Genomic DNA, 24,452 nt, shown 5'->3' on the forward strand with positions numbered 1-24,452 from the left:
GGTGGGGGGCGCCCACCACCGTCTCCTCGATCGCCTCCGGCGCAGCGACAAGGGGTTGGTCGTGGTCAGCGGGCCCGCCGGGGCGGGCAAGACCAGGCTCGTGGAGACCTGGCTGCTGGACGAACCCGATGCGCGGGTCGTGTATCTGACGCGGCACCACGACGCCGCCGGACCCCTGCTGAGGACGCTCCTGGACGCGCTCGGCGTCCCTGCCGTCCGATCCGATCCCGATGACGTGCCCACCTGGATCGGCGCGATTCGCACGGTGGTCGCCCGGTCCACCCGGTTCTTGGTGATAGACGGCGCCGAGGCCGTTACTGATCCGCAGGCCGAGCTGCTCCTGCAGGACCTGCTCGACCACCGTCCCGAAGGCCTGCGGCTGGTCGTCACGACGCGACACCGCAGCCCTAGCTGGCTCGTTCGGGGGCGCGCCTGCGACACCGCGGAGAGCATCGGCGCTGCGGACCTGCGGCTGACGGCGGACGAGGTCCACGCACTCGCGGGGCGTGCGTTGCCGGAGCTGGACGGCTGGGCGCTCGGGGTGCGGCTCACCGCATCGGCGGGTGCCGCCGGCGTCGAGACGATCCGCGACTTCCTCCGTACCGAGGTGACCGACCGCGTCACCACCGAGGTTCGGCATCTGCTCCACGCGGTGGCGGTCCCGGGCGCAGCGTGCGCCGAGCTCGCCGCGTATTTGAGCGGGATCCCGGCCGCCGGGCGGCTGCTGTCCCGGTTCGCGGGGACGACGCAGTTCGCCACGGTGACCACCACAGCGTCCGGGGCGCCGCTGTTCGCCCTGCATCCGGTCTTGTTGCGACGCCTGCGCGAAGAGCTCACGACCGAGCACTGGGCCTCGTGGGTGGCCCTGCGCACGCGGCACGCCGAGTGGCTCGCCGACCGGGGAGCGCTCGACCGGGCCGTCCTCGAATTCGTCCGGCTCGGCCGGGTGGACCTCGCTCGGGACACCCTGCTCGCCCGCTGGCAGGGCCTGGTTCTCGGCGGAGACCCCGATGTGGTGCTCCGTGCGTTGGGCCACCTGCCGCTCGGGGAGACTGCCCGGGACCCGCGGCTCTGCGTGCTGACCGCGATGACACATCTCGCCGTCGGCGACCACCGAATCTGGCAGCGCTGGATGGAGGTCGCCGCGAGGCACCCGGGTGCGGCCGAGCACTGCGACGTCGAGCCCGGGCTGTCGCTGAGTGCCGCCCTGGCTGCGGCCCGCCGGTTCGCGGAGTCGATCACGACCGGAACGGTGCCCGCCCGTCCCGACGGCGCGGTACCGCCCGGGTTGTGGGGCGCAATCAGCGAGGTCGCGGACGGGCTGGCCAAGGTCTGGTCGGGAGAGTGGGGCTCTGCTCGGCGGCGCCTCCACGGTGCCGAGGTCGCGGCACGGGTGTCCGGAGACCAGCTCGCCCTGGCGCACACTCTCGCGGGTCTCGCTCTGTCGGCCGCGATGGACTCCGACGGTAATCCCACCACGACGTTCCGCTACGCCGCCGAAGCGATCGGTCTGGCCGACCGGCTCGCGCCGAGCTGCCGGTGGGTGGTGGCCAATGCGCACCTCGCCCTCGCGACGGTACATCGGTCGGCAGGCGCAAACGAGGCCGCGCGCGCCGCCGTCAGGGAGGTCCTTCGAGCGCTCGACAGCGTCGACACCCTCGTGGAGTACCGAACTCGCACCCGGGCGCGCGAGCTGATCGCCGAGTGGGACCGAACGAGCCCGTGCAACTTCAGGGAGCTCACGGCCCGCGAGCGTCGCGTCCTGCGTGCGCTGTGTGGCCCACTGACCCTGCGTGAGATCGCCGACGAGCTCTACGTCTCCCACAACACGGTCAAGAGCCAGGTTCGCTCGATCTTCCGCAAGCTCGGGGTCCACGACCGGGCCGCCGCCGTCACGGCGGCCCGGTCGGGAGTCTCCGAGCAGCGCAGCTGACCCGGGTACCGGGTCAGACCGCTGCAGCACTGTCCTGCCGGCGGGCGTACTCGGCCTGGGTGAGGTAGGCCGAGCCCGTCGCCTCGTCGCGGACGGTCTCGATCCCGCAGATCTGCCGCGCCAGGTCCGCGATCGGGCCGGAAGCCGACAGCTCGGCGCGGCGCATCGTGAACGTGCGGATCGCCAGCAGCGGCGTCCCGTTGAAGTTCTCGAACGTTGCCATCCGGGCACCCCAGTCGGACTGGAACAGATCACGGATGACCCGGCTGATCTTCAGCCGGTCGTAGGGACGGCCCACCGGCCCGGTGTGCAGGGCCTCCAGCCACGGGCGCAGGCTCTCCTGCTGCCACTGGCCTTCGGTCGGGAACACCAGGGCCGCCCGCCCGGCGAGGTCGACGAGCTCGGCGCTGAGCCGCGCGATGTTCTCCAGGTAGTAGGCCCGCCCGAAGTCGAACATGAGCACGTTGGGCTTGTAGGTGCCGCCGGGGGTGAGGAAGCCCTCGGCCTCGCAGGCGAGCACGTGGGCCTTGAGGGTCTGGTGGAAGCCGGCGAACTGCGAGACCCGCGCCGTGACCGGCGGCAGCGCGCCGACGCCGGTGTGCTCGGTGATCAGCAGCGCGAGCCCGAGCATCAGCTCCGCGCGCACCATCTCCCGGACCAGTCCTTGGTAGTGCACCCAGTCGAAGACCCGCTGCGGGTAGTACGAGGCGTGCTCCGGGTTGCCGAGGTGGAACACCCGGTTCCAGGGGATGAACACCTCCTCGAAGATCACCGTGGTGTCCAGCTCGTCGCCCTGGGCAGCCATCGGGTGCTCAACGGTCTCGCCGTCGCGTACGTTGCTCTCCCGGGAGACCATGGTGACGCCCGGTGCATTCGCGGGCACCCCGGCGAAGATGATCTGCTCCTCCGGGATGCCCGGGCGGTAGAACACACCGACGTTGAGGACGTCGCAGAACACCGCACCGGTCGCGATCGCCTTCACCCCGGTCACCACGATGCCGTCGTTGTTCTTCGACACCACGCGCAGTGCCGGGGATTCGGCCTGTGCGGACTCGCGGGAGCGATCGGTCTGCGGGTCGACGAAGGCGATCGCAGCGTTGAGATCGCCCTCCTTCACCTGCTCCACGAAGTCGAGGATTCCCACCGTGAGGTCGCGACCCTCAGTTCCGATGGACTGCTCGCTCCACGGGGTCGGGTCGTCGACGTAGGTGCGCAACACCGAGTTGTTGACGTCCGGTGAGCGCGGAGCGGATCCGGCGCCGAGCAGCCGGATGACGGTCTCGTGGTAGCGGCGCTTGCGCTTGAGCCCCGCCTCGTCGGTGTTCTTGAACCACATCATCGAGCGGCGGACGCCGTCCTCGTCGACGTACGTCATCACGTCTGCGAGTTCGGGGCGGTGGTGAAGGTCGTAGAAGTCCGCGGTCAGCTTCGCGAACGCGCGGGTCTTCGGATGGGTCGCGACGTTGTCGATCAACTCGTCGCCGACCCAGACCCGACGGCCGTCGTCGAGCGACTCCAGGTACTGCTTTCCGGTGCGCATGAACGTCCTTCGGAGTTGCCGGTGTGGGAATGGCGGAAGTGTCCGGGCGAAGGGGGTGAGAGCCGTCTGTTTCACCCGGGTGAAAGGTCCGCTGCGGTCGGTGGCGACGACGGGCCTTGAGCCACCATGCTTGACTCATGGGCCAGGTGCATCCCGCGATCGAGGAGGCGCTCGAGCGGCTTTGTGCTGGAACGCCCGCCTCCCTGCTGGTCGAGCTGGATCCGGGCAGCAGGCGATCGCCCCTCCTGCGCGAGCTGCCCGAGGTGGCGGCAGCGGCGGGCTGCCGGGTCGTCACGGTGCCCGCGGTCGAACACGACCGCTTCGCCGCCGGGTCGCGCTTGTGGACCGCCCTCGGGGGAGATGCCGGTATCGCAGGGGACGGGGCCTCCCTCGCTCAGCGCTCGGCCGAACTGCTCGAACAACTGACCCTAAACAGGCCGGTCGTGGTCCTCGTCGAGGACCTGAGCTGGAGCGATCCGGCCACCGTGCTGGCGTTGCGAACACTCCCGGAGGTTCTGGGCCACCTGCCCGTGCTCTGGGTCGTCGGAGTCCTCGCCGGCGAGGGCCGCGGCGAGCGGGCGCTGGCCGTCCTCCGGGGGAGCGGCACGATCACGGTGTCCGCGGCGGTCGCCCCTCCCGCGGAGGTGCCGTCGCAGCCGACGCCACGGGCCCTGATGCAGGTCGGTGCCGTCATCGGGGTCCGGTTCGAGCCCGAGATAGCAGCGGACCTGCTCGGCAGGCCCATCGGCGGTCTGCTCGACGAGATCGACGAGGCCGTCACCGCAGGCGCACTCGTCGATGACGGGACGGCGCTGCGCTTCACGGACCTGCGGGTCAGGGACGGTCTCCTCGACGCCCTGCCCAACGCGGTGCGTCGAGCGCTGCACCATGACGTGGCCCGTCGGCTGATGCAGTGGCCCGGCCGGGAGACCGAGGCGGTGTGGCACCTGGCGCAGTCTGCAGGTGGGTTCTCGGCGGACGATCTCGCCGTGGCCCGGGCCGCGGTGAGCCGCCTCGCGGCGGTCTCGCCCGAGGACGCGGCCGAGCTCGCGCTACGCGTCGGTGAGCTGTTCGCCCCGCTGGACCACCGTCGCGTCGACTTCATGATCACCGCCGCCTCGTATCTCGGCCGGACCAGCCGGGTGGCCGAAGCCCTGTCGATCTTGGACCGTGTGGACATCCGCGGACTGTCCACACAGGACGAATCGCGGCTACGGCTCGTCGCCGCCACCGTCCACCAGGCAGCGGGGGACGACCACGACGCGATGGAGCACGTCACCCGGGCGCTGGCGCTGCCCGCCGTCGAGCCGCACGTCGAGATCGCGCTGCTCAAGATCCGAGCAGCCGGGCACGTGAACCTCGGCGAGATCGACGCAGCCGTTCGGGTGTCCGCGCCGATCCTGCGGTCCGCACGGTCCAGCCCCGACCCGGCCACCCGAGTCAGCGCCGAGGTCTTCGCCTCGCAGCTGGCCTTCAGCCGGGCGCGGGTCACCGAGGCTGTAGAACTGGCGGAACAGGCGGCGTCCGGGGTGGAGGTCTCGTCCACCCGGCCGTTGCACGCTCCGCGCATCCCGGAGCTGTGGCTCGCCACCGTGCTGTTGTCGACCGACCGGCTCGACGAGGCCGCCGAGCTGTTGCTGGACGGCCAGCGACGTTACGAACGGCGCGGATTGGGCTGGTCGGCGCCGTACTGGCACAGCATCCGGGCGATCGAACGATGGCTGCGGGACGACCTCGACGACGCTGCCGCAGAGGCGGAGACCGCGCTCGACGCCGCCGCCCGGCTCGACATCACCAGGACCCGCCAGCTCAGCAGCGCCGTGCTCGCGGTGGTGGAGGCCGACCGGGGGCGTCCTGAGCAGGGGGTGCGCGCGCTCGGCACCGCGATGCCCGGGCTACGCCCGCGCCCGTACGACGTCTGGACGGCGGCCGCGGCGGTGCGGGTGGGGGCGGGAGACGAGCCCCGGGCATGGGACTGGCTCGACCGGCACGCGAACCCGGCCCGGATGATGATGCTGCCACCCAAGGCATGGACGGGCCTCATCCGCCCGGGGCGAGCCGGCGGGCCGGTGGCGGCGGCGCTCGAGGAAATCGCCCTTGTCGCCGCGGACCAGCGGGTCATCGTGGCAGCGGTGCGGCGCGCGATCGAGGTCGCGCGCACGGGTGGTGCGGCGGCCACGGCGGCCCCGGATCCGGCGACCTCCGGCTGGAGCAGCCTCACGGCCTCCGAGCTACGGGTCGCCGGGCTGGTTGTGGAAGGTCATACCAACCGCGCCATCGCGGAGAGGCTGCACGTGTCCGTCCACACGGTGGGCACCCACCTGCGGCACGTCTTCGCCAAGCTCGGCATCAACACGCGGGTCGAGCTTACCCGTCGTGCGCTGCTGGAACAGCAGGATTAGGCGCGCCTCCGAAGGGAGTGCTCCTCGGCCCAGCAAAACGGGAACACGGCCTTGGACCCGAATGGGGTGGACCGAGCCGGTAGTCAGGCTGACGGTGCCGTCTCCGAACACCGGTGAACAGCTGACTCCTGGGTTGAGTGCAGGGCACGAAGATCGGCGGCATGTCGGGGCGGAGGGCCACTGAGCTGCGGTTCTCGACGCAGTGACCGAGTCGCCGCGCGTGAACAGCTGACTCCCTTCTCGGGGTTCGCGGTAAGTAAACGTCGAGTTTGACCTTGAAAACGCGAAGCAGGTCAGAGCGACAACGCTCTGACCTGCTGCTTCTGTGCGCCGCGAGGGAATCGAACCCCCAACCCGCTGATTAAGAGTCAGCTGCTCTGCCGATTGAGCTAGCGGCGCATGTGTTCAGTTGTCCTGCCGGGTCCTGCGGTGTCCCTTGCGCGACAGGGGAAACGCTATCAGGTGCGTCCTCCGGGCCGTGCGAGGGGGTCCGCGACCCCGGGTGAGTGACGGGACTTGAACCCGCGACTTCCTGGACCACAACCAGGTGCTCTACCAACTGAGCTACACCCACCATCGAACCTCCGGGCCGCCCCGGCGTTCTGACGTGAACTCTACAAGGTCGTGTCGAGCCGGTTCACCGCGGGGGGTGCCAGCGCGGCCGCCGCGGCCCTGGCCTCGTCCGACGTCGGGCCCGGGGGCTGCACGAACAGCGTCCGCCGGTAGTACTCGAGCTCGCGGATCGACTCCTTGATGTCCGCAAGGGCGCGGTGCGCGAGGCCCTTCTCCGGCTTGGCGTAGAACACCCGCGGGAACCAGCGGCGGGCCAGCTCCTTGACCGAGCTGACGTCGATCATCCGGTAGTGCAGGTGGGCGTCGAGCTCCGGCATGTCCCGGGCCAGGTAGCCCCGGTCGGTGGCGATGGAGTTGCCGGCCAGCGGGGCGGTGCCGGGCTCGGGCACGTGCGCGCGGATGTAGGCGAGCACCGCCTCCTCCGCCTCCCGCAGGGTGGTCTTCGACGCCCGGACCTCCTCGGTCAGCCCGGACCGCGCGTGCATCTCCCGGACGACCTCGGGCATCCCCGCCAGGGCGGCGTCGTCGGCGTGGATGACGACGTCGACACCCTCGCCGAGCACGTTCAGGTCCCCGTCCGTGACCAGCACGGCGATCTCGATGAGCGCGTCGCGCCGCAGGTCGAGACCGGTCATCTCGCAGTCGATCCACACCAACCGGTCGTTCATGACCCGCAGCGTATGCGCTGGCCCGCCGGTTGTCGCACCGCTGGTCTAGGCTCCGCCGACGTGGGGGAGAACACGCAGAGCGCCGCCCGGGAGATCGCCGCGGGGTACGCCACCGAGGGCGCCGCCCTCGAGCTGGGCACCGTCGTCGTCGACGGGCAGGTGGACCCGTCGGCGCGCGTCCGGATCCCGTTCGCCACGCTGAACCGGCACGGGTTGGTCGCGGGGGCCACCGGCACCGGCAAGACCAAGACCCTGCAGGGGATCGCCGAGCAGCTCTCCGCCGCCGGGGTCCCCGTGCTCCTGGCGGACGTCAAGGGCGACCTCTCCGGGCTCGCCCGGCCGGGGGAGGACGGGCCGAAGATCCAGGCCCGGGCGAAGGACACCGGGGACGACTGGGTGGGCACCGGCTTCCCCGTCGAGTTCCTGTCCCTGGGCGGCAGCTCCTCGGCGATCCCGATCCGCGCCACGCTCACCCAGTTCGGCCCCATCCTGCTGTCCAAGGTCCTCGACCTCAACGACACGCAGGAATCGACGCTCGGGCTGATCTTCCACTGGGCCGACCAGCGCAACCTGCCGCTGCTCGACACCAAGGACCTGCGCGCGGTCATCCAGCACCTCACCAGCGACGAGGGCAAGGCCGACCTGAAGGGGATCGGCGGCGTCTCGCCCGCCACGGCGGGCGTGATCCTGCGGGCGCTGGTGAACCTCGAGGCCCAGGGCGGCGAGGACTTCTTCGGCGAGCCCGAGTTCGAGCCGGCCGACCTGTTGCGCCAGGTCGACGGGAAGGGCGTCGTCACGCTGGTCGAGCTCGCCGAGCAGGCCGCGAACCCGAAGCTCTTCTCCACCTTCCTGATGTGGCTGCTGGCCGAGCTGTTCGAGGAGCTGCCCGAGGCGGGCGACCTCGACAAACCCAAGCTGGTGTTCTTCTTCGACGAGGCGCACCTGCTGTTCTCGGACGCGTCGAAGGCCTTCCTCGAGCGGATCGAGCAGACCGTGAAGCTGATCCGGTCGAAGGGCGTCGGCGTGTTCTTCTGCACGCAGCTGCCCACGGACGTGCCCAACGCCGTGCTGTCGCAGCTCGGCGCGCGGATCCAGCACGCGCTGCGGGCCTTCACCCCCGAGGACCAGAAGGCGCTGGCGAAGACCGTCAAGACCTACCCGGTGTCGAAGGTCTACGACCTGGAGGAGGCGCTGACCACGCTCGGCACGGGCGAGGCCGTCGTCACTGTGCTGTCCGAGCGGGGCGCGCCCACGCCGGTGGCCTGGGCGCGCATGCGGGCGCCGCGGTCGTTGATGGCCGCGATCGGCGGGTCGGCCGTGACGGAGGCGGCGAAGGCGTCACCGCTCTTCGAGAAGTACGGCCAGACCGTCGACCGGGAGTCGGCCTACGAGAAGCTGACGGCGCGGATCGCCGAGGCCGCCCCGCCGCCCGAGGCCGCACCCGACGCCGCACCCGCCCCCGAGCCGCGCCGGGAGGAGCGGGAGGAGCCGGGCATGGTGGCGCAGATCCTCAACTCGCCGGCCGCGAAGTCCTTCATGCGGTCCATGGCCACCCAGCTCGGCCGGGAGATCACGCGTGGGTTGTTCGGGACGCGCCGCAGGTGATCGATTGACATTCGATAGGTAGCACTCGATACTCGATGCATGATTGCTGAGCATCGAGCGGTGTTCCCGCTCCGGGTGTTCCTCGTGGTGCTGTTCGGGGTGCTGGTCCTGTTCCAGACCTTCTCGCTGCCCGGGCAGTTCGCCCACATGGCGCGGGAGAACCCGGAGCTGGCCTACCTCCGGTGGCCGCTGACCGCCGTGTCGGTGTTCTGGGTGCTGTGCGTCCAGGTGGTGATCGTGGCCACCTGGAAGCTGCTCACCCGGGTCAGGAGGGACCGCATCTTCACGCCGGACTCCCTCGTGTGGGTGGACGCGATCGTGTGGGCCGTCGCCGCCGCCTGGGTGGTGCTGGTGGGCGTGTTCCTCTACGTCGGGTTCAACGCCGACGACCCGGGCATGCCGCTGCTGCTGTTCCTGCTGGTCGTCGGCCTCGCCGTGCTGGGGCTGCTCATGGTGGTGATGCGGGCGCTGTTGCGGCAGGCCACCACCCTGCGGACCGATCTGGAGGCGGTCATCTGATGCCGATCGTCGTGCGTATCGACGTCGAGCTGGCCCGGCGCAAGATGAGCGTCGGCGAGTTCGCCGAGAAGGTCGGGCTCACCCCGGCGAACGTGGCGGTCCTCAAGAACGGGCGGGCCAAGGCCGTGCGGTTCAGCACGCTGGACGCCATGTGCAAGGTGCTCGGCTGCCAGCCCGGGGACCTGCTCGAGTGGGTCCCCGCGGAGGACACGGCCGAGGAGACGGCGGAGACGCGCTAGTCCCGCGTCGGGGGGAGCAGTCCGGGCGTGGTCGCGTCGACCAGGGCGACGGCGTCCGCGGCGCCGAGGTCGAGGACGCGGTAGCCGCCCTCGCCCGCGGCCGTCACGGCCTGCAGCGTGACCAGCCCGGCGCGGCGCTGGAAGGGGCTCTGCCGGATCGTCCAGCCGATCACCCCCGACCGCTGCAGCGCGACGGTCCGGCGGGAGAGCCCGCCGAGCCGGCTGACCAGGTACCGCGGCGTGAGGGCGTGCCCGAGCGCCCGGTACCGATCCGCGGCCAGCAGCGCCGCGAGCGGCACGAGCACGAGCGTGCCGGGCCAGATCCACGCCAGCCCCGGCCAGACCCGTCCGACGAGCGCGGCCGCCGCGACCAGCACGAGTACCGGGACGAGGGCACGGGTGTACCGGCGCCGCCGGGCGGCCGGGGGGTGGGGGCGCAGCGGGGTCCGCGTCGGGTCCGCCTCGGTCCCGGGATGGAGCCGTCGCAGGGCCGCTCCCGCCACCCGGTGCGCCTCGGCCCGCGGCGCGGGCGGCTGCAGCACCCCGCCCTGCGCCTCGCGCCCCAGGCCGGTGGACAGCGCGCGCGTCTGGGCACCTCCGCCGGCGCGCAGCAGCAGTGGCTCGTGCACCCCCACCCCGCGCAGCCGCTCCTCCGCGACCGACAGCGAGCGGGTGGTCAGCAGTCCGCGCCGGACACGCAGGGTGCCGTCGGCCTCGCGGGTCAGCCGGTAGCCCCACCAGCGCTCGGTGAACAGCAGCACCGACCCGACGACGGCGACCACCAGCAGCGCCAGCCCCACCAGCCCGACGGCGAGCCACAGCGGGGCCGCGGCGAGCCGCTCGGCCGCGGCGTCGACGCCGTCGACCTCGGTGGGGCTGACGCCCAGCTCGTTGAGCACGTTGAACGCGGCCGCGGCGATCGCGCCGACACCGGCGAGCGAGGAGAAGGTCAGGGGCGCGAAGCGCAGCCAGGACCAGTGCAGCCGGGCCAGCTCCTCCGCGGGGGACTCGGCGACGGGCCCGGTGCCGGACCCGGTCGTGGGTTCCGTCGCCCGGGCGGCGTCCGACCCGGCGATCGGTGCCTCCCCCGGCTGTGGCGCCCGGCGGTCGAGCAGCTCGCGCCGCAGCGTCTCCGCCTCCGCCGTGCTGACGGCGTCGAGCGTGAGGCCGCCGTGCCGGTGCTCCCCGCCCGAGTCGGCCGCCCGCACCGCCACCACGCTGAGCCGGAAGGCGCGGTGCAGTGGCGAGGCCGTGAGGTCGACGGTCCGGATCCGGTCCCGCGGCACGGACCGGCGCTGCCGGCGCAGCCAGCCGCTGTGCAGCTCCACCCGCTCGGCGGTGATGCGGTAGCGGGTCGTGCGCCAGCGGACCACCCCCGCGGCCACGACCAGCACGCCGATCCCGAGCGTGACCCACGGCCGGACCGGGTCGTTGTTGCTGCCGGTGATCAGCACGACGATCAGCACCGGCAGGAGCTTGACCAGCGTCCGGACCGGCTCGACCACGACCATGCGCGGATCCAGCCGGCGCCACGGGACCTCGACGGCCGGGTCCGCCGAGACCGTCATGTCGCGTCGCCGGGCGTCGCCTGGGTGGTCTCCGTGAGCTGGCGGGCGAGCTCCTGGGCGTGCGCCGTGGCCAGGCCGCGGATGGTGACGGGGCCGCGCGCCGACGCCGTCGTCACGGTCACGCTGGCCAGCCCGAGCAGCTGTTGCAGCGGCCCGTGCTCGGTGTCCACCGTCTGCACGCGCGAGATCGGCGCGATCCGCCACTCGCGGACCAGCCAGCCGGAGAGCGTGTAGACCGCCTCCTCGGTGACCTCCCAGCGGTGGATGCGGAACAGGATCCCGGGGACGACGGCGGCGTAGACCAGCCCCGCCGCGACCGTCGCCACGAGCGTGCCCCACAGCCAGCCCGGTCCGCCGAGCACGAGCGCCACCACGAGCTGGGGGAGTGCGACGGTCGCGGCACCGCCGAGCCCGCGCAGCCGCCACCAGCTCCGCGCGCGCGGGTCCACCCGGTGGGCGGGCGGGCGGAGCGGGAGCGCGGTCGGCACGGTGGACCCGGTCTGCATGGGTTCATGCTGCCGAAACCTCCCGCGGCCTGTCGCGGGACCCTCCGGCGGCCCGCCGTCGCGCCTCGGGTGACGGGCGCGCCCCGTAGTGTCGGGCGGGTGCGACCCCCGGGATGGCAGCCGCGACTGATCGCCCTCGACATCGACGGCACCACCGTCCACGAGCGCCGGCCGCCCAGCCCGCGGGTCCTGGCGGCGGTCCGGGAGATCGGCCGCCACGCCGTCGTCACGCTGTGCACCGGGCGGACCGTGGTGGGCGTCGGGCACGTGCTGGACCAGCTCGGGCTGGGTGGGCGGACGGACGACCGGTACACCGACGTCGAGCACACGACCGTCTGCTCGAACGGTGCGGTCGTGCTCGACACCGGGACGCGGCAGGTGCGGTACGCGATCCGGTTCGAGCCCGGCCCGGTCGTCGAGGCGGTGCGCGAGGCGCTGCCCGGGGCCGTCTTCGGGTGCGAGGAGGTCGGCGTCGGGCAGCGGATCGGCGCGCCCTTCCCGGACGGCATCCTCGCGGGCCGGGTCCGGCTCGTCGACGAGGCCGAGCTGCTCGGCGAGCCGACGCCGAAGGTCGTCGCGTACTGGCCGCACGGCACGCCGGACGACGTCGCCGAACGGATGGCCGGTGTCGAGGTCCCCGGCGCCGAGGTGACCCTGGACCACGAGCTGCCGTGGGTGTCGATGGTGCCGGAGGGGGTGTCCAAGGCGTCGGCGCTGGCCGAGGTCGCACGCGTGCTCGGGGTGCCGCGGACGGACGTCCTCGCGGTCGGCGACGGCGACAACGACCGCGCCATGCTCCGGTGGGCCGGACTCGGTGTGGCCATGGGGCAGGCGCCGCCCGAGGTGAAGGCGGACGCGGACGAGGTCACCGGCTCGGTGGAGGAGGACGGCCTCGCCGCCGTGCTCGAGCGCTACCTCTGACGGTCCGGCAGGCGGCCCAGGGCGGCGAGCTGGGCCTCGCGCACCGGGGGCGTCTGCGCCTGGACGAGGTGGAAGCTCGCCTCCCGCGCCCACCGCTGCTCCGGGCTGGTGCGCAGCATGGCCGCGCCCGAGCGGGCCGCGACCAGGGCGTTCGCGGCGCGGACGGCCAGTGCGCCCAGCTCGCCGCGCAGGGCCAGCCGTTCCGGGATCCGCTCGCGGAGCGGGACCTCGGTGAGCAGTGCGAGCGCCTCGGTGCGCAGCTCCTCCGCCCGCCGGGACAGCGTGGCGGCGAGCTCCGCGGCCCCGGGCCGGTCGAGCTCGGCCAGTGCGCGCAGGACCCGGCGGAGCAGGCCGGTCGTCGCGGCGGTGGGGTTGGCGGTGCGGGCGGCGTCCAGCTCGCGATAGGAGGCGCCGTCGGCGAGCCCGAGCACGGCGTCCGGGCCGACGGCGAGCCCGTCGATCTCCAGCGCGACGGTCCGGGTCCCGCCCATCACGGCCAGCGGCAGTGGGGAACCCGCCCGCAGGCCGGCGGTCTCGCGGGCCGGGACCAGCGTGAACAGGTACCGGTCGCCGGGTGCGGCGGCGGCGATCATCACGTGGTCGATCAGCCCCCAGCCCGTGCACCAGTCGGCGCGTCCGTGCAGGCGCCAGCCCGCGCCGTCGGGTTCCGCGCGGACGGCGGGCGGGCCGGGGCGGCGCAGGTGGGCGATCGCGAGCCCCGCCTGCTGGTCCGCCGTGGACAGTGCCGCGCGGTGCTCCGGACCGGCGGCACCGGGCGTGAAGTGCGCCGGATCGAGTCCGGCCACGCCGCCGCGGGCGAGCATCTGCGGCGTGCGGTGCTGGTTGACCACGAACCACGTCGCCGCGCACGCTCCGGCGAGGACCTCGGTGACCTCGACGTCCGTGACCGCGCCGGCCCCGAGCCCGCCCTCGCCCTCGGGAATCCGCACGCTCAGCAGACCGGCCTCCGCCAGCGCCCGGGTGTGCTCCCGGCGCACCCCGCGCGCCGGGTCGTCCGCCGCCGCGGCGTGCGGTTCGAGCAGCTCGACGGCGATCCGGCGGGCCCGCTCGACGGGATCCTCGGCCGGCTCGGGGGCGGGAGCGATCACGCCCGGAACGGTAGGTGGTGGGGGAGGGCGTGGCACACCGACAGCTCGCACACCCGCTGCGGCCCGGTGCCACACCCACTGGATCGTCGGCACACCGGTCCGGCTCGGTGGAACACCGACCGGATCATCGGCACACCGCTGCGGCCCAGTGGCACACCGACTGCTCGCACACCCGCTGCGTCCCGGTTGCCACACCCACGGGATCACCGGCACACCCGCTGCGGCTCGGTGGACACCCGCGAGATCGCCTGCACAGCCCGTCGACGGCGTGTGCGGCGCCCCTCGGGGTGTGCAGCTCCGTCTCAGGTCGGACTCGTGTCGCGGTCGTCGGCCACGGGGGAGAGCCGGATCCATGTCGAGATCCACGAGATCCACGTCCGGGAAGCGGGGCGTTCCGGGAGCGAGGGTTCTGCTGCCCGATCGTGGATCCCGACAGCCGTCGGTACCGCTTCGGTGGGTGCAGCCCCGGAGAAGTGAGGCCGCCGCCCGCATCGTGATCATGACTCGAGCTCACCGGCACCCCTCGCCCCGACACACCCGTTCGGTCGCGGCACAGGCTGTCGACCGGGTGTGCGGCGCCGCATCGAGGTGTACCGCGGTTGCAGGGCGGGTGTGTCGTGTCGCTTCAGGTGTGCCGGCGGCGTGCGGTTCCGGCGGCGGGGCCGGGCGTTGCCCGACCTGCTCGGCGCGGTGGCCCACGCTCCCTCCCGCGGGAACTCGACGAGGAGCAGAGCACCGGGGCGCCACGCCGAGCGCGAGCCCGGGCTGCCCGCAGACCCACCACGCCGAGCGCGAGCGGGCCTCGCAGACCCGCCACGACCAGGACCGCTCGGGATGCGGTCGCCCCGCTCACCTCACCGCGCTCGGGCCAGCTCCCGGACCTCGGTGGCGACCAGTGGGGCCATGCGTTCCAACGCGCCGCCGCAGGAGGTGGGGCGGGCGGGGCCCGGGGTGGGCTCGACCCGCACCTCCCACGCCGCGCCGCCGGGGCCGGTGACGACCACCGCCGAGCCGCCCACCTCCGCACCGTCCGGACCCACCTCGGGCCCGTCGATCCGGGTGACGAGGAGGGCGTCGACGTCCCGCAGGCCGGTCCGCGCGCGCACCGCCAGCTCCGCGACCTGCCCGGCGGGCTTCCAGGCGGCGCGGCCGCGGCAGTGCGCGTGCTCCACCTCGCCCTGCCCGGCGGCCTTGCGCGCCGCGATCGCGGAGGCGAGGTCGAGGCGGCCGTAGAGGTAGCCGGACGGCAGGACCAGCGCGGTCGGGGCGAATCGGTGCCCGCCGAGGTGCGAACACTCCCACACCCCGTCGGCCTCGGTCTCGGCCAACCCGCGGGCCAGCGCCAGCCCGTCGACGGCGCAGCACAGGTCGCGGGTACCGTGCGTGCACACCAGCACCAGCGGGCGCGTGACGGGATCGCCCGCGCGCGCGTCGTCCAGGGGGACCGAGGCGAGCTCCGACGGCCCGTCGACCACCAGCCGTCCGACGCGGACGGCGCCGGGGCCGGTGTCGGCGAGCAGCACGGTGCGCGGCGAGTCCGGCGGCGGGCGACGACCGGGGCGCCGGATCAGCAGCAGCTTCCGGCCGGCCGCGCGGGCCCGCTCGGCGAGCCCGGCGACGGCGGGATCGGGGTGCCGGTCGACGGTCCGCGGCCACGCGCCGAGGTGCTCGACGCACACCAGCCGGTCGCCCACGGGGGCGGTCCCGGGGAGCGGCTCGGCGAGCGCACGCGCGAGTGTGGAGCAGCGCGTGTCGGTCTTCCCGGCCATTCCGGGACCCTACCTTAGGTCACCCTAAATCGCACGGGTGACCTCGGCCGACGCGTTCAGTCCACGCCCGGTAACTCTCTGGTGACCACCTTGCCGGTCTGGTTGCGCGGAAGCTCGTCCAGGAACACCACGTCACGGGGAACGGCGAACCGCGCGGCCTTCTGCTTCACCAGATCGCGCACGCCGTCCTCGTCGAGGGTCGCCCCGTCGCGCAGCACGACGTAGGCGGCGAGCCGCTGGCCGAACTTCTCGTCCGGCACCCCGACGACGGCGACCTCCCGCACCCCGTCCGCGGCCGCGATGAGGTCCTCCACCGGTCCGGGATGGACGTTCTCCCCGCCCGAGACGATCATGTCGTCCGCCCGGCCGGTGAGGAAGAGCCGGCCGGCATGATCGAGGTGCCCGACGTCGCCGGTGCCGATCAGCCCGTCGTGCCGCTCGATGTCCTGGCCCTCGCGGGTGTAGCCCTCGAAGGGCAGGTCGTTGCCGACGAAGACCCGGCTGTCCGTGTCCGGCGGGACCGAGCGGCCCGCGTCGTCGAGGATGCGCAGGATCGTGCCGACCGGCGCGCGGCCCGCGGTGCCCGGCGCTTCCCGCAGGTCCCGGGGCGAGGCGATACTGACCCACGAGACCTCGGTGGAGCCGTAGAGGTTGTAGAGGCAGTCGCCGTAGCGGTCCATGAAGTCCTGGGCGAGCCCGGTGGGCAGCGCCGAGCCGGACACCGCGACGATCCGCGGCCGGTGCCCGTCCCGCCACGGCTGCTCCGTCTCGAACACCCGCTGCACCATCACCGGCACGGCGATGACGACCTGGATCTTCTCGGCCGCGACGGTGTCGAGGAGGTCCTCGGGGTCGAACCGCCGGCGCAGCACGACCGTGTCGCCGTGCAGCAGGGCGAGCAGCAGCCCGGCGTTGCCCCAGGTGTGGAAGAGCGGCGCGGCGAGCAGGACGGGCTCGCCCGCCCGCAGCGGGATCGCCGAGAGGATCGACGCCGCCGGGGCGAGGTTCGAGATCGGCGGGCGCTGCGCGCCCTTCGGCGTACCGGTGGTGCCGGAGGTCAGCACGATCACCCGGCCCTCCTCCGACGGGCGGCCGGGCGGCGGGCCGGGGGTCGCGGTGAGGGCGTCGAGCTCGTCCTCGCCGATGACCGTGAGGCCGCCGGGGAGCCGATCCCGGAACTCGTCGTCGACCACGACGATCCGCAGCCGCAGCTCCTCGGCGATCTCCGCGAGCTGCCCGGCCGGCAGGCCGGTGTTGAGCAGCACGACGTCCGCGCCCAGCTTCGCGCACGCCACCATCGCCTCGATCGCGCCGCGATGGTTGCGGCACAGCACACCGACGCGGGTCCGTTCGACGGCGCCGCGGTCCTTGAGCGCCCGGGCGAGGCCGTCCGTGCGGGCGTGGACCTCGGCGTAGGTGAGCGTGCCGGACTCGTCGACGATCGCGGGCCGGTCGGGGTGCCGGGCGGCGCCGACGGCGTACCCGCCGGCGAGGGTGAACCGGTAGCGGACCAGGCCCACCAGGGTCCCGGCGAGCCGGTCCGGTCGCATCGGCCGGACGACGCCGGAGCGGGCCAGCGCGACGAGCGCCCGGCCCGTACCGAGGGCGGTGGTGGCCGCGTGGCGGAGGCCGGCGGCGGCCGGGCCGAGGGAGGAGGAGAGGGCGGTGGAGGTCCGGCGGTCGCTCACGGCCGCCATTCAACCGTGTCCGCAGCTCCGCTGCCCGGGCGCGGTGAGTGGTGCCGGAGCACCACTCACCGCGCAGGCGGCGGAGAGGCGGATCAGCTGGTCGGGGCGGTGAGGTCGTAGACCGTGCGGCCGCCGACGGTCGTGGCGGTGTAGTGCTGCTCGACCCAGGTGGCGATCTCCGACGTCACCCCGCCGCGGCCGCCGGGACCGCCGCCCGTGCCGCCGGTGACGAAGTAGTGGATCTCGCCGTTCGCGACGTACTGCCGGAACTGCTGCAGCGTGGGGTAGGGGTCGGAGCCGACGAAGCCCCCCATGGCCATCACCGACGCGCCCGAGGCCAGCTCCATCGACGCGGCGCCCTGGGAGCCGGTGGTCGCCGCGGCCCAGCGGGTGCCGGCCGTCTGCAGCAGCGTGACGAGCTCGGCGTCGACCGACTCCGCACCGGGGCCGCGGCCGAACCCGCCGCGCATCCCGCCGACGCCGCTCTCGGCGCCCGCCACCGCGGGACCCGCGCTCGGGATGGAGCCGGTGTGTGCCGTACCCGCGGTGACCGCCGCGGACGCGGTCGGCGCCGCGATGCCGGCCAGGACGGCCGCGCCCGCGACCGCCGTGATCCACCGCCGACGCCCGGCCGGGACCAGGAAGGCCACGGCCGCGACGAGCCCGACGACGAGAATCACCCACCGCAGCCACGGCAGGAAGGTCGGCGACCAGCCCAGCATGACGAAGGCCCACGCCGCGGTGACCGCCGAGGTCGCGGCCAGCACCGCCCGGCCGGTCCAGGTGTCGCGGGCCCGCCAGGCCTCGCGCCCGCCCAGCGCCACCAGCGCCGCGATGCCCGGCGCCAGCGCCACCGAGTAGTACGGGTGGATGGTCCCGCTCATGAAGCTGAACACCAGCCCGGTGACGACGGTCCAGCCGCCCCACACCAGCAGCGACGCGCGCATCCGGTCCGTCCGCGGCGCCCGCCGGGTGAACCACAGGGCCGCGACCAGCAGGATCAGCGCCGCGGGGAGCAGCCAGGAGATCTGCGTGCCGAAGGAGGTGCCGAAGAGCCGGTCGATCCCCGTCTCGCCGCCGAAGATCCCGCCGCCGGGCATCCCGCCCGGCACGTCCCCGGCGGGTGCCCCGGGGACGCCGCCTGCCGCCTCGGCGCCCCCGGGGAACCCGGCCCCGCCCGCCTCGAACCCGCGGCCGCCGCCCCCGCCGTTGCCCTCGCCGCCGAAGATCCGGCCGAGGCCGTTGTAGCCGAAGGCCAGCTCGAGCGGGGTGTTGTCCGTGGACCCGCCGATGTACGGCCGGGCGTCCACCGGCCACAGCGCCACCGCGAGCAGCCACCAGCCGGCGCCGACCACGATTCCGACCCCGGCCACCACGACGTCCCGGATCCGCCTGCCGACCGTCGTCGGGGCCGCCCACAGGTAGGCGACCGCGAAGCCGGGCACGACGAGGAAGGCCTGCAGCATCTTCGCCAGGAAGGCGAACCCGAGCACCAGGCCGGTGACCAGCAGCCACCGCCACGAGGCCTTCTCCAGCGCCCGGATCGTGCCGTACCCGGCGAGGACCAGCAGCAGGACGAGGAACGCGTCGGGGTTGTTGAAGCGGAACATCATCACCGCGACGGGCGTGAGCGCCAGGACCAGCCCGGCGAGCAGCCCGGCTCCGGGTCCGGCGACCCGCCTCACCGCCGCGTACAGCAGCGCGACGGACGCGACCGCCATCAGCGCCTGCGGCGCCAGCATGCTCCATGAGCTGAACCCGAACAGCCGCCCGGACAGCGCCATGATCCACAGCGACGCCGGCGGCTTGTCCACCGTGATCGCGTTGCCGGGGTCCAGCGAGCCGAAGAAGAACGCGGTCCAGTTCTGGGTCCCGGCCTGCACGGCCGCGGCGTAGAAGGAGTTCCCCCAGCCCGAGATCGCGATGTTCTGCAGGTACAGCACCGCGGTGCCGACGAGCAGGAGCGCGTAGGCCGGGCGGTGCCACCGCCGCCGGGGAGCAGCGGCGGTGTGCCGGGGGCCGGAGCCGCCCGCGGAGGGACGGGCGGCTCCGGTGTCGGTGTGGAGCGTGGTGGTCACGGCTGCCTCTCGTGCGGCTGTGTCTCGTGCGGCTGTCTCGTGCGGCTGTGTCTCGTGCGGCTGTCTCGTGCGGCTGTGTCTCGTGCGGCTGTCTCGTGCGGCTGTGTCTCGTGCGGCTGGGTCAGGCGGCGATCTCGGAGGGCACCTCGGCCGGCGCGGCGGCCGCGGTGCGGGTGCGGCTGCGGAACACCCAGGCCCGGAAGAGGACGAAGCGCAGGACCGTCGCGACGAGGTTGGCGACGACGATCGTCACCACCTCGAGGCTCTGGTGGGCGCCCGGCACCAGCGCGCCGAGCAGGGCGAGCGCACCCGTCGTCAGGCCGAGCCCGAGGCCGAACACGACCAGACCCTGGAACTGGTGCTTGGCGGCGTCCTGCCGCCCGCGGACGCCGAAGGTCAGCCGCCGGTTCGCGGCGGTGTTGGCGATCGTGGTGAGCAGCAGCGCCGTGACGTTCCCCCAGATCGGGCTCATGACCGTCCGGAACAGCAGGAACAGCACGAGGTTCACGAGCGTGCTCGCCACGCCGATCGCCGCGAACCGCACCAGCTGGGTCGGCAGCCCGCGCGGCACGCCCTCGACGGACGCCTGCAGGGGTGCGCGACCCAGCTGGGCCCGCAGCTCGGCGATCGGGAGGGCGCCGGTGGCCAGCGCGCGGCCGACCCGCCAGACGCCCTTGAGGTCGGCCGTGGCCGTGGCGACGATGTCCACCGTGGAGTTCGGGTCGTCCACCCAGTCGACCGGTACCTCGTGGATCCGCAGGCCGGCGCGCTCGGCCAGCACCAGCAGCTCGGTGTCGAAGAACCACCCGGTGTCCTGGACGAGCGGGAGCAGTCGCTGCGCGACGTCGCCGCGGATGGCCTTGAACCCGCACTGCGCGTCGGAGAACCCGGCCTGCAGGGTGCTGCGGAGGATCAGGTTGTAGCAGCGCGAGATGAACTCGCGCTTGGCCCCGCGCACCACCCGGGAGCCGCGGCCGAGCCGGGTGCCGATGGCGAGGTCGGAGTGCCCCGAGATCAGCGGGGCGACGAGCGGGAGGACGGCGTCGAGGTCGGTGGACAGGTCGACGTCGCAGTAGGCGAGGACGTCCGCGTCCGACGCCGACCACACGGTGTGCAGGGCCCGGCCGCGGCCCTTCTGCTCGAGCCGGACGAGCCGGACCTCGGGGAGCTCGGCCGCCAGGCGGGCCGCGATCATCGGGGTCGCGTCGACGCTGGCGTTGTCGGCGACGGTGATCCGGAAGGAGTACGGGAAGCTGCGCAGGAGGTGCTCGCGCAGCCGCCGGACCGACGGCTCGACGTCGCGCTCCTCGTTGTGGACGGGGACGACGATGTCCAGCACGGTTCGGTCGCGCCGGCCGCCGCGTACGGCGTTCCCGGGCGCGTGGTCGGTCCTGGTGTCGGCGACTACGGGGCTCATGTCGACGACGATCGGGGCCGGGCCTGTCGCGGAATTGTGGTCGACCTGTGGCTCCGCTGTGGAGGGTGCCCGATCCGGTGTCGCGCCCGTCACGCGGTCGCGGTCGGGGCGGGGAGCAGGCCTCATGGGCCCCGACGATCGCGCCGCCGGCTGTCGTGATCGTGTGCCGGACCTGTGCGCGAGCTGTGTGCGCTACCGGACGGCCTCGCGCCGCACCCGGATACCGGCCGCCTCGCGGTCCCAGGCGGCGGCCGGGCCCTCGGCCCGCAGGCGTGCCTTCTGCACCTTCATCGTGGGCGTCCGGGGCAGGGCGTCCACCACCCGGACGTACCGCGGCACCATGTAGTGCGGCATCCGGTCGACGAGGAAGGCCAGCAGCTCGGCCGGGTCGATCTCGGCGCCCGCGCGCGGGACCACGACGACCATGACGTCGTCCTCGCCCAGCTCGCTCGGCACCGCGATCGCGGCGGCCTCGTCGACGCCCGGGTACGCCTGGACCTCCACCTCGACCTCGTAGGAGGAGATGTTCTCGCCGCGCCGGCGGATCGAGTCCTTGACCCGGTCGACGTAGAAGTACTCGCCGGAGGGCTCCTGCCGCAGGGCGTCGCCGGTGTGGAACCAGGCGTCGCCGGCGCCGCCGACGAACCAGTGGACCCTCCCCTCGGCCACGAACTGCTGGAATCGGGCGAGCGTGGGGGCCGGGTCGGTGCCGTTGAAGCCGCCGACCGCCATCACCGGCGCGCCGGCCGCGAGCTGGTACCCCGCGGCGGCGTTGGAGCCGGCGGCCGCGGCGACCCACGTGTAGCTCGACGCGTCCTCCTGCAGCAGCGTGGTCACCGCCGCGGGCGGGGTGGTGGTGCCGAGGAGGGAGCCGAAGCCGCCGCCTGTGCCGCGCATACCGCCGAACCCCCCCAAAGCCCGTGCCGCCGGTGCCGCTCGACCCGGGCGCCGTGCCCCAGCCGGTGCCGCTCGACCCGGGACCTGCTGCTCGCGGGCCTCGCGATGATGGTCAGCGCGGGCTGGTGGGTGCTGGGCCGAAGAACCAGGCCTCCCAGCTGGCGCCGCCGGCCTGTGCGGCGGCCGAGTAGAAGGCGTTGGCCCAGCCGTCGGCCGAGAGGTTCCACAGGTAGAGGAACCCAGTGCCGACCAGGGGGGACCAGCACGGACGCGCGTTCCAGGATCCGCCGGCGTCGTGGTGGCGGCTGCTCGGCCACGGGGGATCGGCGGGGCGCGCGGTCAGGGTGCTCGTCACGCTGCCCGAGGCTGGTCGGGCCCGCTGTACCGCCTCGGTGGCCGCGGCTGTGCGCCGCCTGTGAGCGCGCCCTCGACGTGATCACGGGCCGGTCGGTGCCGCGGGCGCGGAGCCGGCCCCCTCCCTCATGATCACGGCGAACGTCACGGGGGCGCGGTGTCGGCCGCAGTCACGTGCCACTCGGAACGATCTTCGGTCATCCGGCCCCGCGAGCGTCACGCCAGGCTGTGCGCGCCGCAGCAGTGTGTCCCTCGGAACGATCTTCGCGCGAACCCTCAGACCCGTGCCGGCGCCACGGCCGGAACGGGGACGGGGGCGAGCGGGAGGGTGACCCGGAACTCCGTGCGGCCCGGCGCGCTCTCCAGCCCGACCCGGCCGCCGTGGGCGACGACGACCGCGTCGACGATCGCCAGGCCCAGCCCGGTGCTGGCGGTGTCGTTGACCGCCCGGGCGCGGCCGGTGGAGCCGCGGGCGAACCGCTCGAACACGTGCGGCTGCAGGTCCGCCGGGATGCCCGGGCCGGTGTCGACCACGCTGAGCACGGCGACGTCGTCGCGCACCCGGAGGCCGACGGTGACCAGCGTGCCCGCCGGGGTGTGGGTGCGGGCGTTGGCCAGCAGGTTGGTGAGGACCTGGGTCAGCCGCGAAACGTCGCCGGGCACCGTGACCGGCTCCTCGGGCAGGTCCAGCTGCCAGCGGTGGTCGGGGCCGGCGGCGTGGGCGTCCGAGACGGCGTCGAGCACCAGCCGGGTGAGGTCGACGGGGGCGCGCTCCAGCGGGCGGCCGGCGTCGAGGCGGGCGAGCAGCAGCAGGTCCTCGACCAGCGTGGACATCCGCTCGGCCTGCGACGAGATGCGGGTCAGCGCGTGGGCGGTGCCCTCGGGCAGCGCCGCGCCGTCCCGGCGGGTCAGCTCGGCGTAGCCGCGGATCGCGGCGAGCGGGGTGCGCAGCTCGTGGCTGGCGTCGGCGACGAACCGGCGCAGCCGGGTCTCGCTGTCCTGGCGGGCCCCGAGGGCGCCCTCGACGTTGTCCAGCATGCGGTTGAGCGCGGCGCCGACCTGCCCGACCTCGGTCCGCTCGTCGGGTTCGGGCACCCGCGTGGCCAGCTCGACCTCGCCGCGGTCCAGCGGCATCGCGGACACCTTGGCGGCGATGCCCGCGACCTCCTCCAGCGGCCGCAGCTCGCGCCGGACCAGCACCGTGGCCGCGACCGCCGCGCCGCCGAGCGCCGCGCCGATCACGATCAGCTCGATCACGACCAGCCCGTCGACGATGTCCGCGACCTCCTGCGCCGGCTGGCCCAGCACGAGGACGGCGCCGTCCGGCGCGGGCACGGCGACGGCGCGGTACTCGCCGATCGAGAGCGACACCGTGCGCGGGTGGTCGCCGGGCCGCAGCGACGACGCGAGCAGCGTGACGTCCGCCGCCGGCACGGGGCTGGACGAGCCCCGCCGGTCGGTGACCGCCGCCCCCTGGACGACGCCGTCGCGGACGACCGCGCCCAGGGTCCCGGGCTTCTGCGCGGGTCCGAGGAAGGAGTCGCCCCGCGGGAGGTTCGGCGGCGCGGGCTCGGACCGGGAGAACTGGAAGCGACCGGCGGCGCCGAGCACGTCCTCGTCGAGCCGGTGGTAGAGGAAGCTGCGCAGCGCGATCGCCGTCGCGACCCCGATCACCGCGCAGGCCAGGGCGATCAGCAGCAGCACGGTGACGACGAGCCGGGCGCGCAGCGTCCGGCTCCGCGCCACGACGCGGTCGGTCACCCGTGCGGCCATGCGCCCATCCTCACCCCGCGGCGGGCTTGAGCACGTACCCGGCCCCGCGCACGGTGTGGATCATCGGCGCGCGTCCGGCATCGATCTTCTTGCGCAGGTAGGAGACGTACAGCTCCACCACGTTGGACTGGCCGCCGAAGTCGTAGTGCCACACGCGGTCGAGGATCTGCGCCTTGGAGAGCACCCGCCTGGGATTGCGCATGAGGAAGCGCAGCAGCTCGAACTCGGTGGCGGTGAGCTCGACGTCGGTGTCGCCGCGGCGCACCTCGTGGCTGTCCTCGTCGAGCACCAGGTCGCCGACGACGAGCTCGGAGCCCTGCCGCGCCGCCGTCATCCCGGCCCGGCGCAGCAGCCCGCGCAGCCGCGCGACCAGTTCCTCCAGGCTGAACGGCTTCGTGACGTAGTCGTCGCCGCCCGCGGTCAGGCCGGCGACCCGGTCCTCGACGGCGTCCTTCGCGGTGAGGAACAGGACGGGCACCTCGGGGTTGTCCGCACGCAGCCGGCGCAGCACCTCGAGGCCGTCCAGGTCCGGCAGCATGATGTCGAGGACGACGGCGTCGGGCTTGAAGTCCCGCGCGGTCCGGACCGCGGTGAGCCCGTCGCCCGCGCTGCGCACCTCCCAGCCCTCGTAGCGCAGTGCCATGGAGAGCAGGTCGGAAAGGGTGGCCTCGTCGTCGACCACGAGGACACGGACGGGGCTGCCGTCCGCGCGGCGGAGTGGTGCGGACTGTTCGGTCACCTCGGTCATGGTAGGAGAGCCTCGCTCCCGCGGCTGTGGCGCCGGTGGGCGCTCCCTGTGCGTTCCCTGTGCGGCCGGCGATGCAGGCCTGCGCCGACCTCGCGCCGACCCCGGGCGCCGCGGCGACGACCGGCTGACCCGGGCACGGTTCGAT

19 protein-coding genes and 2 tRNA genes are annotated in these 24,452 nt (G+C 73.8%); 6 read left to right on the plus strand and 15 right to left on the minus strand.

The window, feature by feature from the left end; genetic code table 11:
- The first annotated feature begins 1 nt into the window (after window position 1).
- Entirely contained in the window at window positions 2-1,933 is a 1,932-nt protein-coding gene (locus ABD990_RS15230; RefSeq protein ID WP_345381152.1) for a LuxR C-terminal-related transcriptional regulator, read from the plus strand.
- Between the two features lie 13 nt (window positions 1,934-1,946).
- Here ABD990_RS15230 and ABD990_RS15235 read toward each other — a convergent pair whose 3' ends face one another.
- Window positions 1,947-3,473 (minus strand): 4-hydroxyphenylacetate 3-hydroxylase N-terminal domain-containing protein, encoded by a 1,527-nt coding sequence (locus ABD990_RS15235; protein ID WP_345381153.1) that lies wholly within the window; start codon window positions 3,471-3,473, stop codon window positions 1,947-1,949.
- Between the two features lie 137 nt (window positions 3,474-3,610).
- Between ABD990_RS15235 and ABD990_RS15240 the strand changes: the two genes are divergently transcribed.
- Window positions 3,611-5,875, plus strand: a complete 2,265-nt coding sequence (locus ABD990_RS15240; protein ID WP_345381154.1) for a helix-turn-helix transcriptional regulator — start codon at window positions 3,611-3,613, stop codon at window positions 5,873-5,875.
- A 326-nt stretch (window positions 5,876-6,201) separates the two neighbouring features.
- Here ABD990_RS15240 and ABD990_RS15245 read toward each other — a convergent pair.
- From ABD990_RS15245 to orn, 3 genes are all read right to left on the minus strand, one after another.
- Window positions 6,202-6,274: transfer RNA gene (locus ABD990_RS15245), tRNA-Lys, on the minus strand.
- 102 nt (window positions 6,275-6,376) lie between these two features.
- Window positions 6,377-6,449, minus strand: a tRNA-His gene (locus tag ABD990_RS15250).
- Window positions 6,450-6,489: 40 nt separating this feature from the next.
- Window positions 6,490-7,116, minus strand: a complete 627-nt coding sequence (gene orn, locus ABD990_RS15255) for an oligoribonuclease (protein ID WP_345381155.1) — start codon at window positions 7,114-7,116, stop codon at window positions 6,490-6,492.
- Window positions 7,117-7,176: 60 nt separating this feature from the next.
- Here orn and ABD990_RS15260 point away from each other — a divergent pair, with 60 nt between their 5' ends.
- From ABD990_RS15260 to ABD990_RS15270, 3 genes are read left to right on the plus strand one after another with little or no spacing between them, the layout of a single operon-like run.
- Window positions 7,177-8,721: a helicase HerA-like domain-containing protein gene (locus tag ABD990_RS15260; RefSeq protein WP_345381156.1), complete on the plus strand. Its 1,545-nt coding sequence runs from the start codon at window positions 7,177-7,179 to the stop codon at window positions 8,719-8,721.
- 39 nt (window positions 8,722-8,760) lie between these two features.
- Window positions 8,761-9,240, plus strand: a complete 480-nt coding sequence (locus tag ABD990_RS15265; RefSeq protein WP_345381157.1) for a DUF2975 domain-containing protein — start codon at window positions 8,761-8,763, stop codon at window positions 9,238-9,240.
- Window positions 9,240-9,479, plus strand: a complete 240-nt coding sequence (locus ABD990_RS15270; RefSeq protein ID WP_345381158.1) for a helix-turn-helix domain-containing protein — start codon at window positions 9,240-9,242, stop codon at window positions 9,477-9,479. Before ABD990_RS15265 ends, ABD990_RS15270 begins: the two co-directional genes overlap by 1 nt.
- On the opposite strand, the gene ABD990_RS15275 is transcribed toward ABD990_RS15270, so the two are convergent.
- Together ABD990_RS15275 and ABD990_RS15280 are read right to left on the minus strand one after the other, a co-directional pair.
- Complete coding sequence (locus ABD990_RS15275) at window positions 9,476-11,047, minus strand: PH domain-containing protein (protein ID WP_345381159.1); 1,572 nt, start codon at window positions 11,045-11,047, stop codon at window positions 9,476-9,478. The two genes, ABD990_RS15270 and ABD990_RS15275, sit on opposite strands and share 4 nt — an antisense overlap.
- Window positions 11,044-11,553 (minus strand): PH domain-containing protein, encoded by a 510-nt coding sequence (locus tag ABD990_RS15280; protein WP_345381160.1) that lies wholly within the window; start codon window positions 11,551-11,553, stop codon window positions 11,044-11,046. Before ABD990_RS15280 ends, ABD990_RS15275 begins: the two co-directional genes overlap by 4 nt.
- 99 nt (window positions 11,554-11,652) lie before the next feature.
- Here ABD990_RS15280 and ABD990_RS15285 point away from each other — a divergent pair, with 99 nt between their 5' ends.
- A complete protein-coding gene (locus tag ABD990_RS15285) occupies window positions 11,653-12,474 on the plus strand; it encodes an HAD family hydrolase (protein ID WP_345381161.1) in 822 nt (273 codons plus the stop codon).
- Here the strand turns inward: ABD990_RS15285 and ABD990_RS15290 are convergent.
- From ABD990_RS15290 to ABD990_RS15335, 9 genes are all read right to left on the minus strand, one after another.
- Window positions 12,465-13,583 carry an acyl-CoA dehydrogenase family protein gene (locus ABD990_RS15290; RefSeq protein WP_345381162.1) on the minus strand — a complete coding sequence of 373 codons (1,119 nt, stop codon included), beginning with the start codon at window positions 13,581-13,583 and terminating at the stop codon, window positions 12,465-12,467. The two genes, ABD990_RS15285 and ABD990_RS15290, sit on opposite strands and share 10 nt — an antisense overlap.
- Before the next feature lie 854 nt (window positions 13,584-14,437).
- Window positions 14,438-15,352, minus strand: coding sequence for a ferredoxin family protein (locus ABD990_RS15295; protein WP_345381163.1), 915 nt, complete (start codon window positions 15,350-15,352; stop codon window positions 14,438-14,440).
- Window positions 15,353-15,408: 56 nt separating this feature from the next.
- A complete protein-coding gene (locus tag ABD990_RS15300; protein ID WP_345381164.1) occupies window positions 15,409-17,040 on the minus strand; it encodes an AMP-binding protein in 1,632 nt (543 codons plus the stop codon).
- Window positions 17,041-17,132: 92 nt separating this feature from the next.
- Entirely contained in the window at window positions 17,133-19,118 is a 1,986-nt protein-coding gene (locus tag ABD990_RS15305; protein ID WP_425569604.1) for a glycosyltransferase family 39 protein, read from the minus strand.
- A gap of 121 nt (window positions 19,119-19,239) precedes the next feature.
- On the minus strand, window positions 19,240-20,535 hold the full coding sequence (locus ABD990_RS15310; protein WP_345381165.1) for a bifunctional glycosyltransferase family 2/GtrA family protein: 1,296 nt from the start codon (window positions 20,533-20,535) through the stop codon (window positions 19,240-19,242).
- A 192-nt stretch (window positions 20,536-20,727) separates the two neighbouring features.
- On the minus strand, window positions 20,728-21,432 hold the full coding sequence (locus ABD990_RS34415) for a mannosyltransferase YkcB-related protein (protein ID WP_425569605.1): 705 nt from the start codon (window positions 21,430-21,432) through the stop codon (window positions 20,728-20,730).
- A gap of 112 nt (window positions 21,433-21,544) precedes the next feature.
- Window positions 21,545-21,787 carry a hypothetical protein gene (locus ABD990_RS15325; RefSeq protein ID WP_345381166.1) on the minus strand — a complete coding sequence of 81 codons (243 nt, stop codon included), beginning with the start codon at window positions 21,785-21,787 and terminating at the stop codon, window positions 21,545-21,547.
- Window positions 21,788-22,062: 275 nt separating this feature from the next.
- On the minus strand, window positions 22,063-23,559 hold the full coding sequence (locus ABD990_RS15330; RefSeq protein ID WP_345381167.1) for a sensor histidine kinase: 1,497 nt from the start codon (window positions 23,557-23,559) through the stop codon (window positions 22,063-22,065).
- Between the two features lie 10 nt (window positions 23,560-23,569).
- Complete coding sequence (locus ABD990_RS15335) at window positions 23,570-24,307, minus strand: response regulator transcription factor (RefSeq protein WP_345381168.1); 738 nt, start codon at window positions 24,305-24,307, stop codon at window positions 23,570-23,572.
- Between the last annotated feature and the right edge of the window lie 145 nt (window positions 24,308-24,452).

Source organism: Pseudonocardia yuanmonensis (genome assembly GCF_039542425.1).
Lineage (GTDB): Bacteria > Actinomycetota > Actinomycetes > Mycobacteriales > Pseudonocardiaceae > Pseudonocardia > Pseudonocardia yuanmonensis.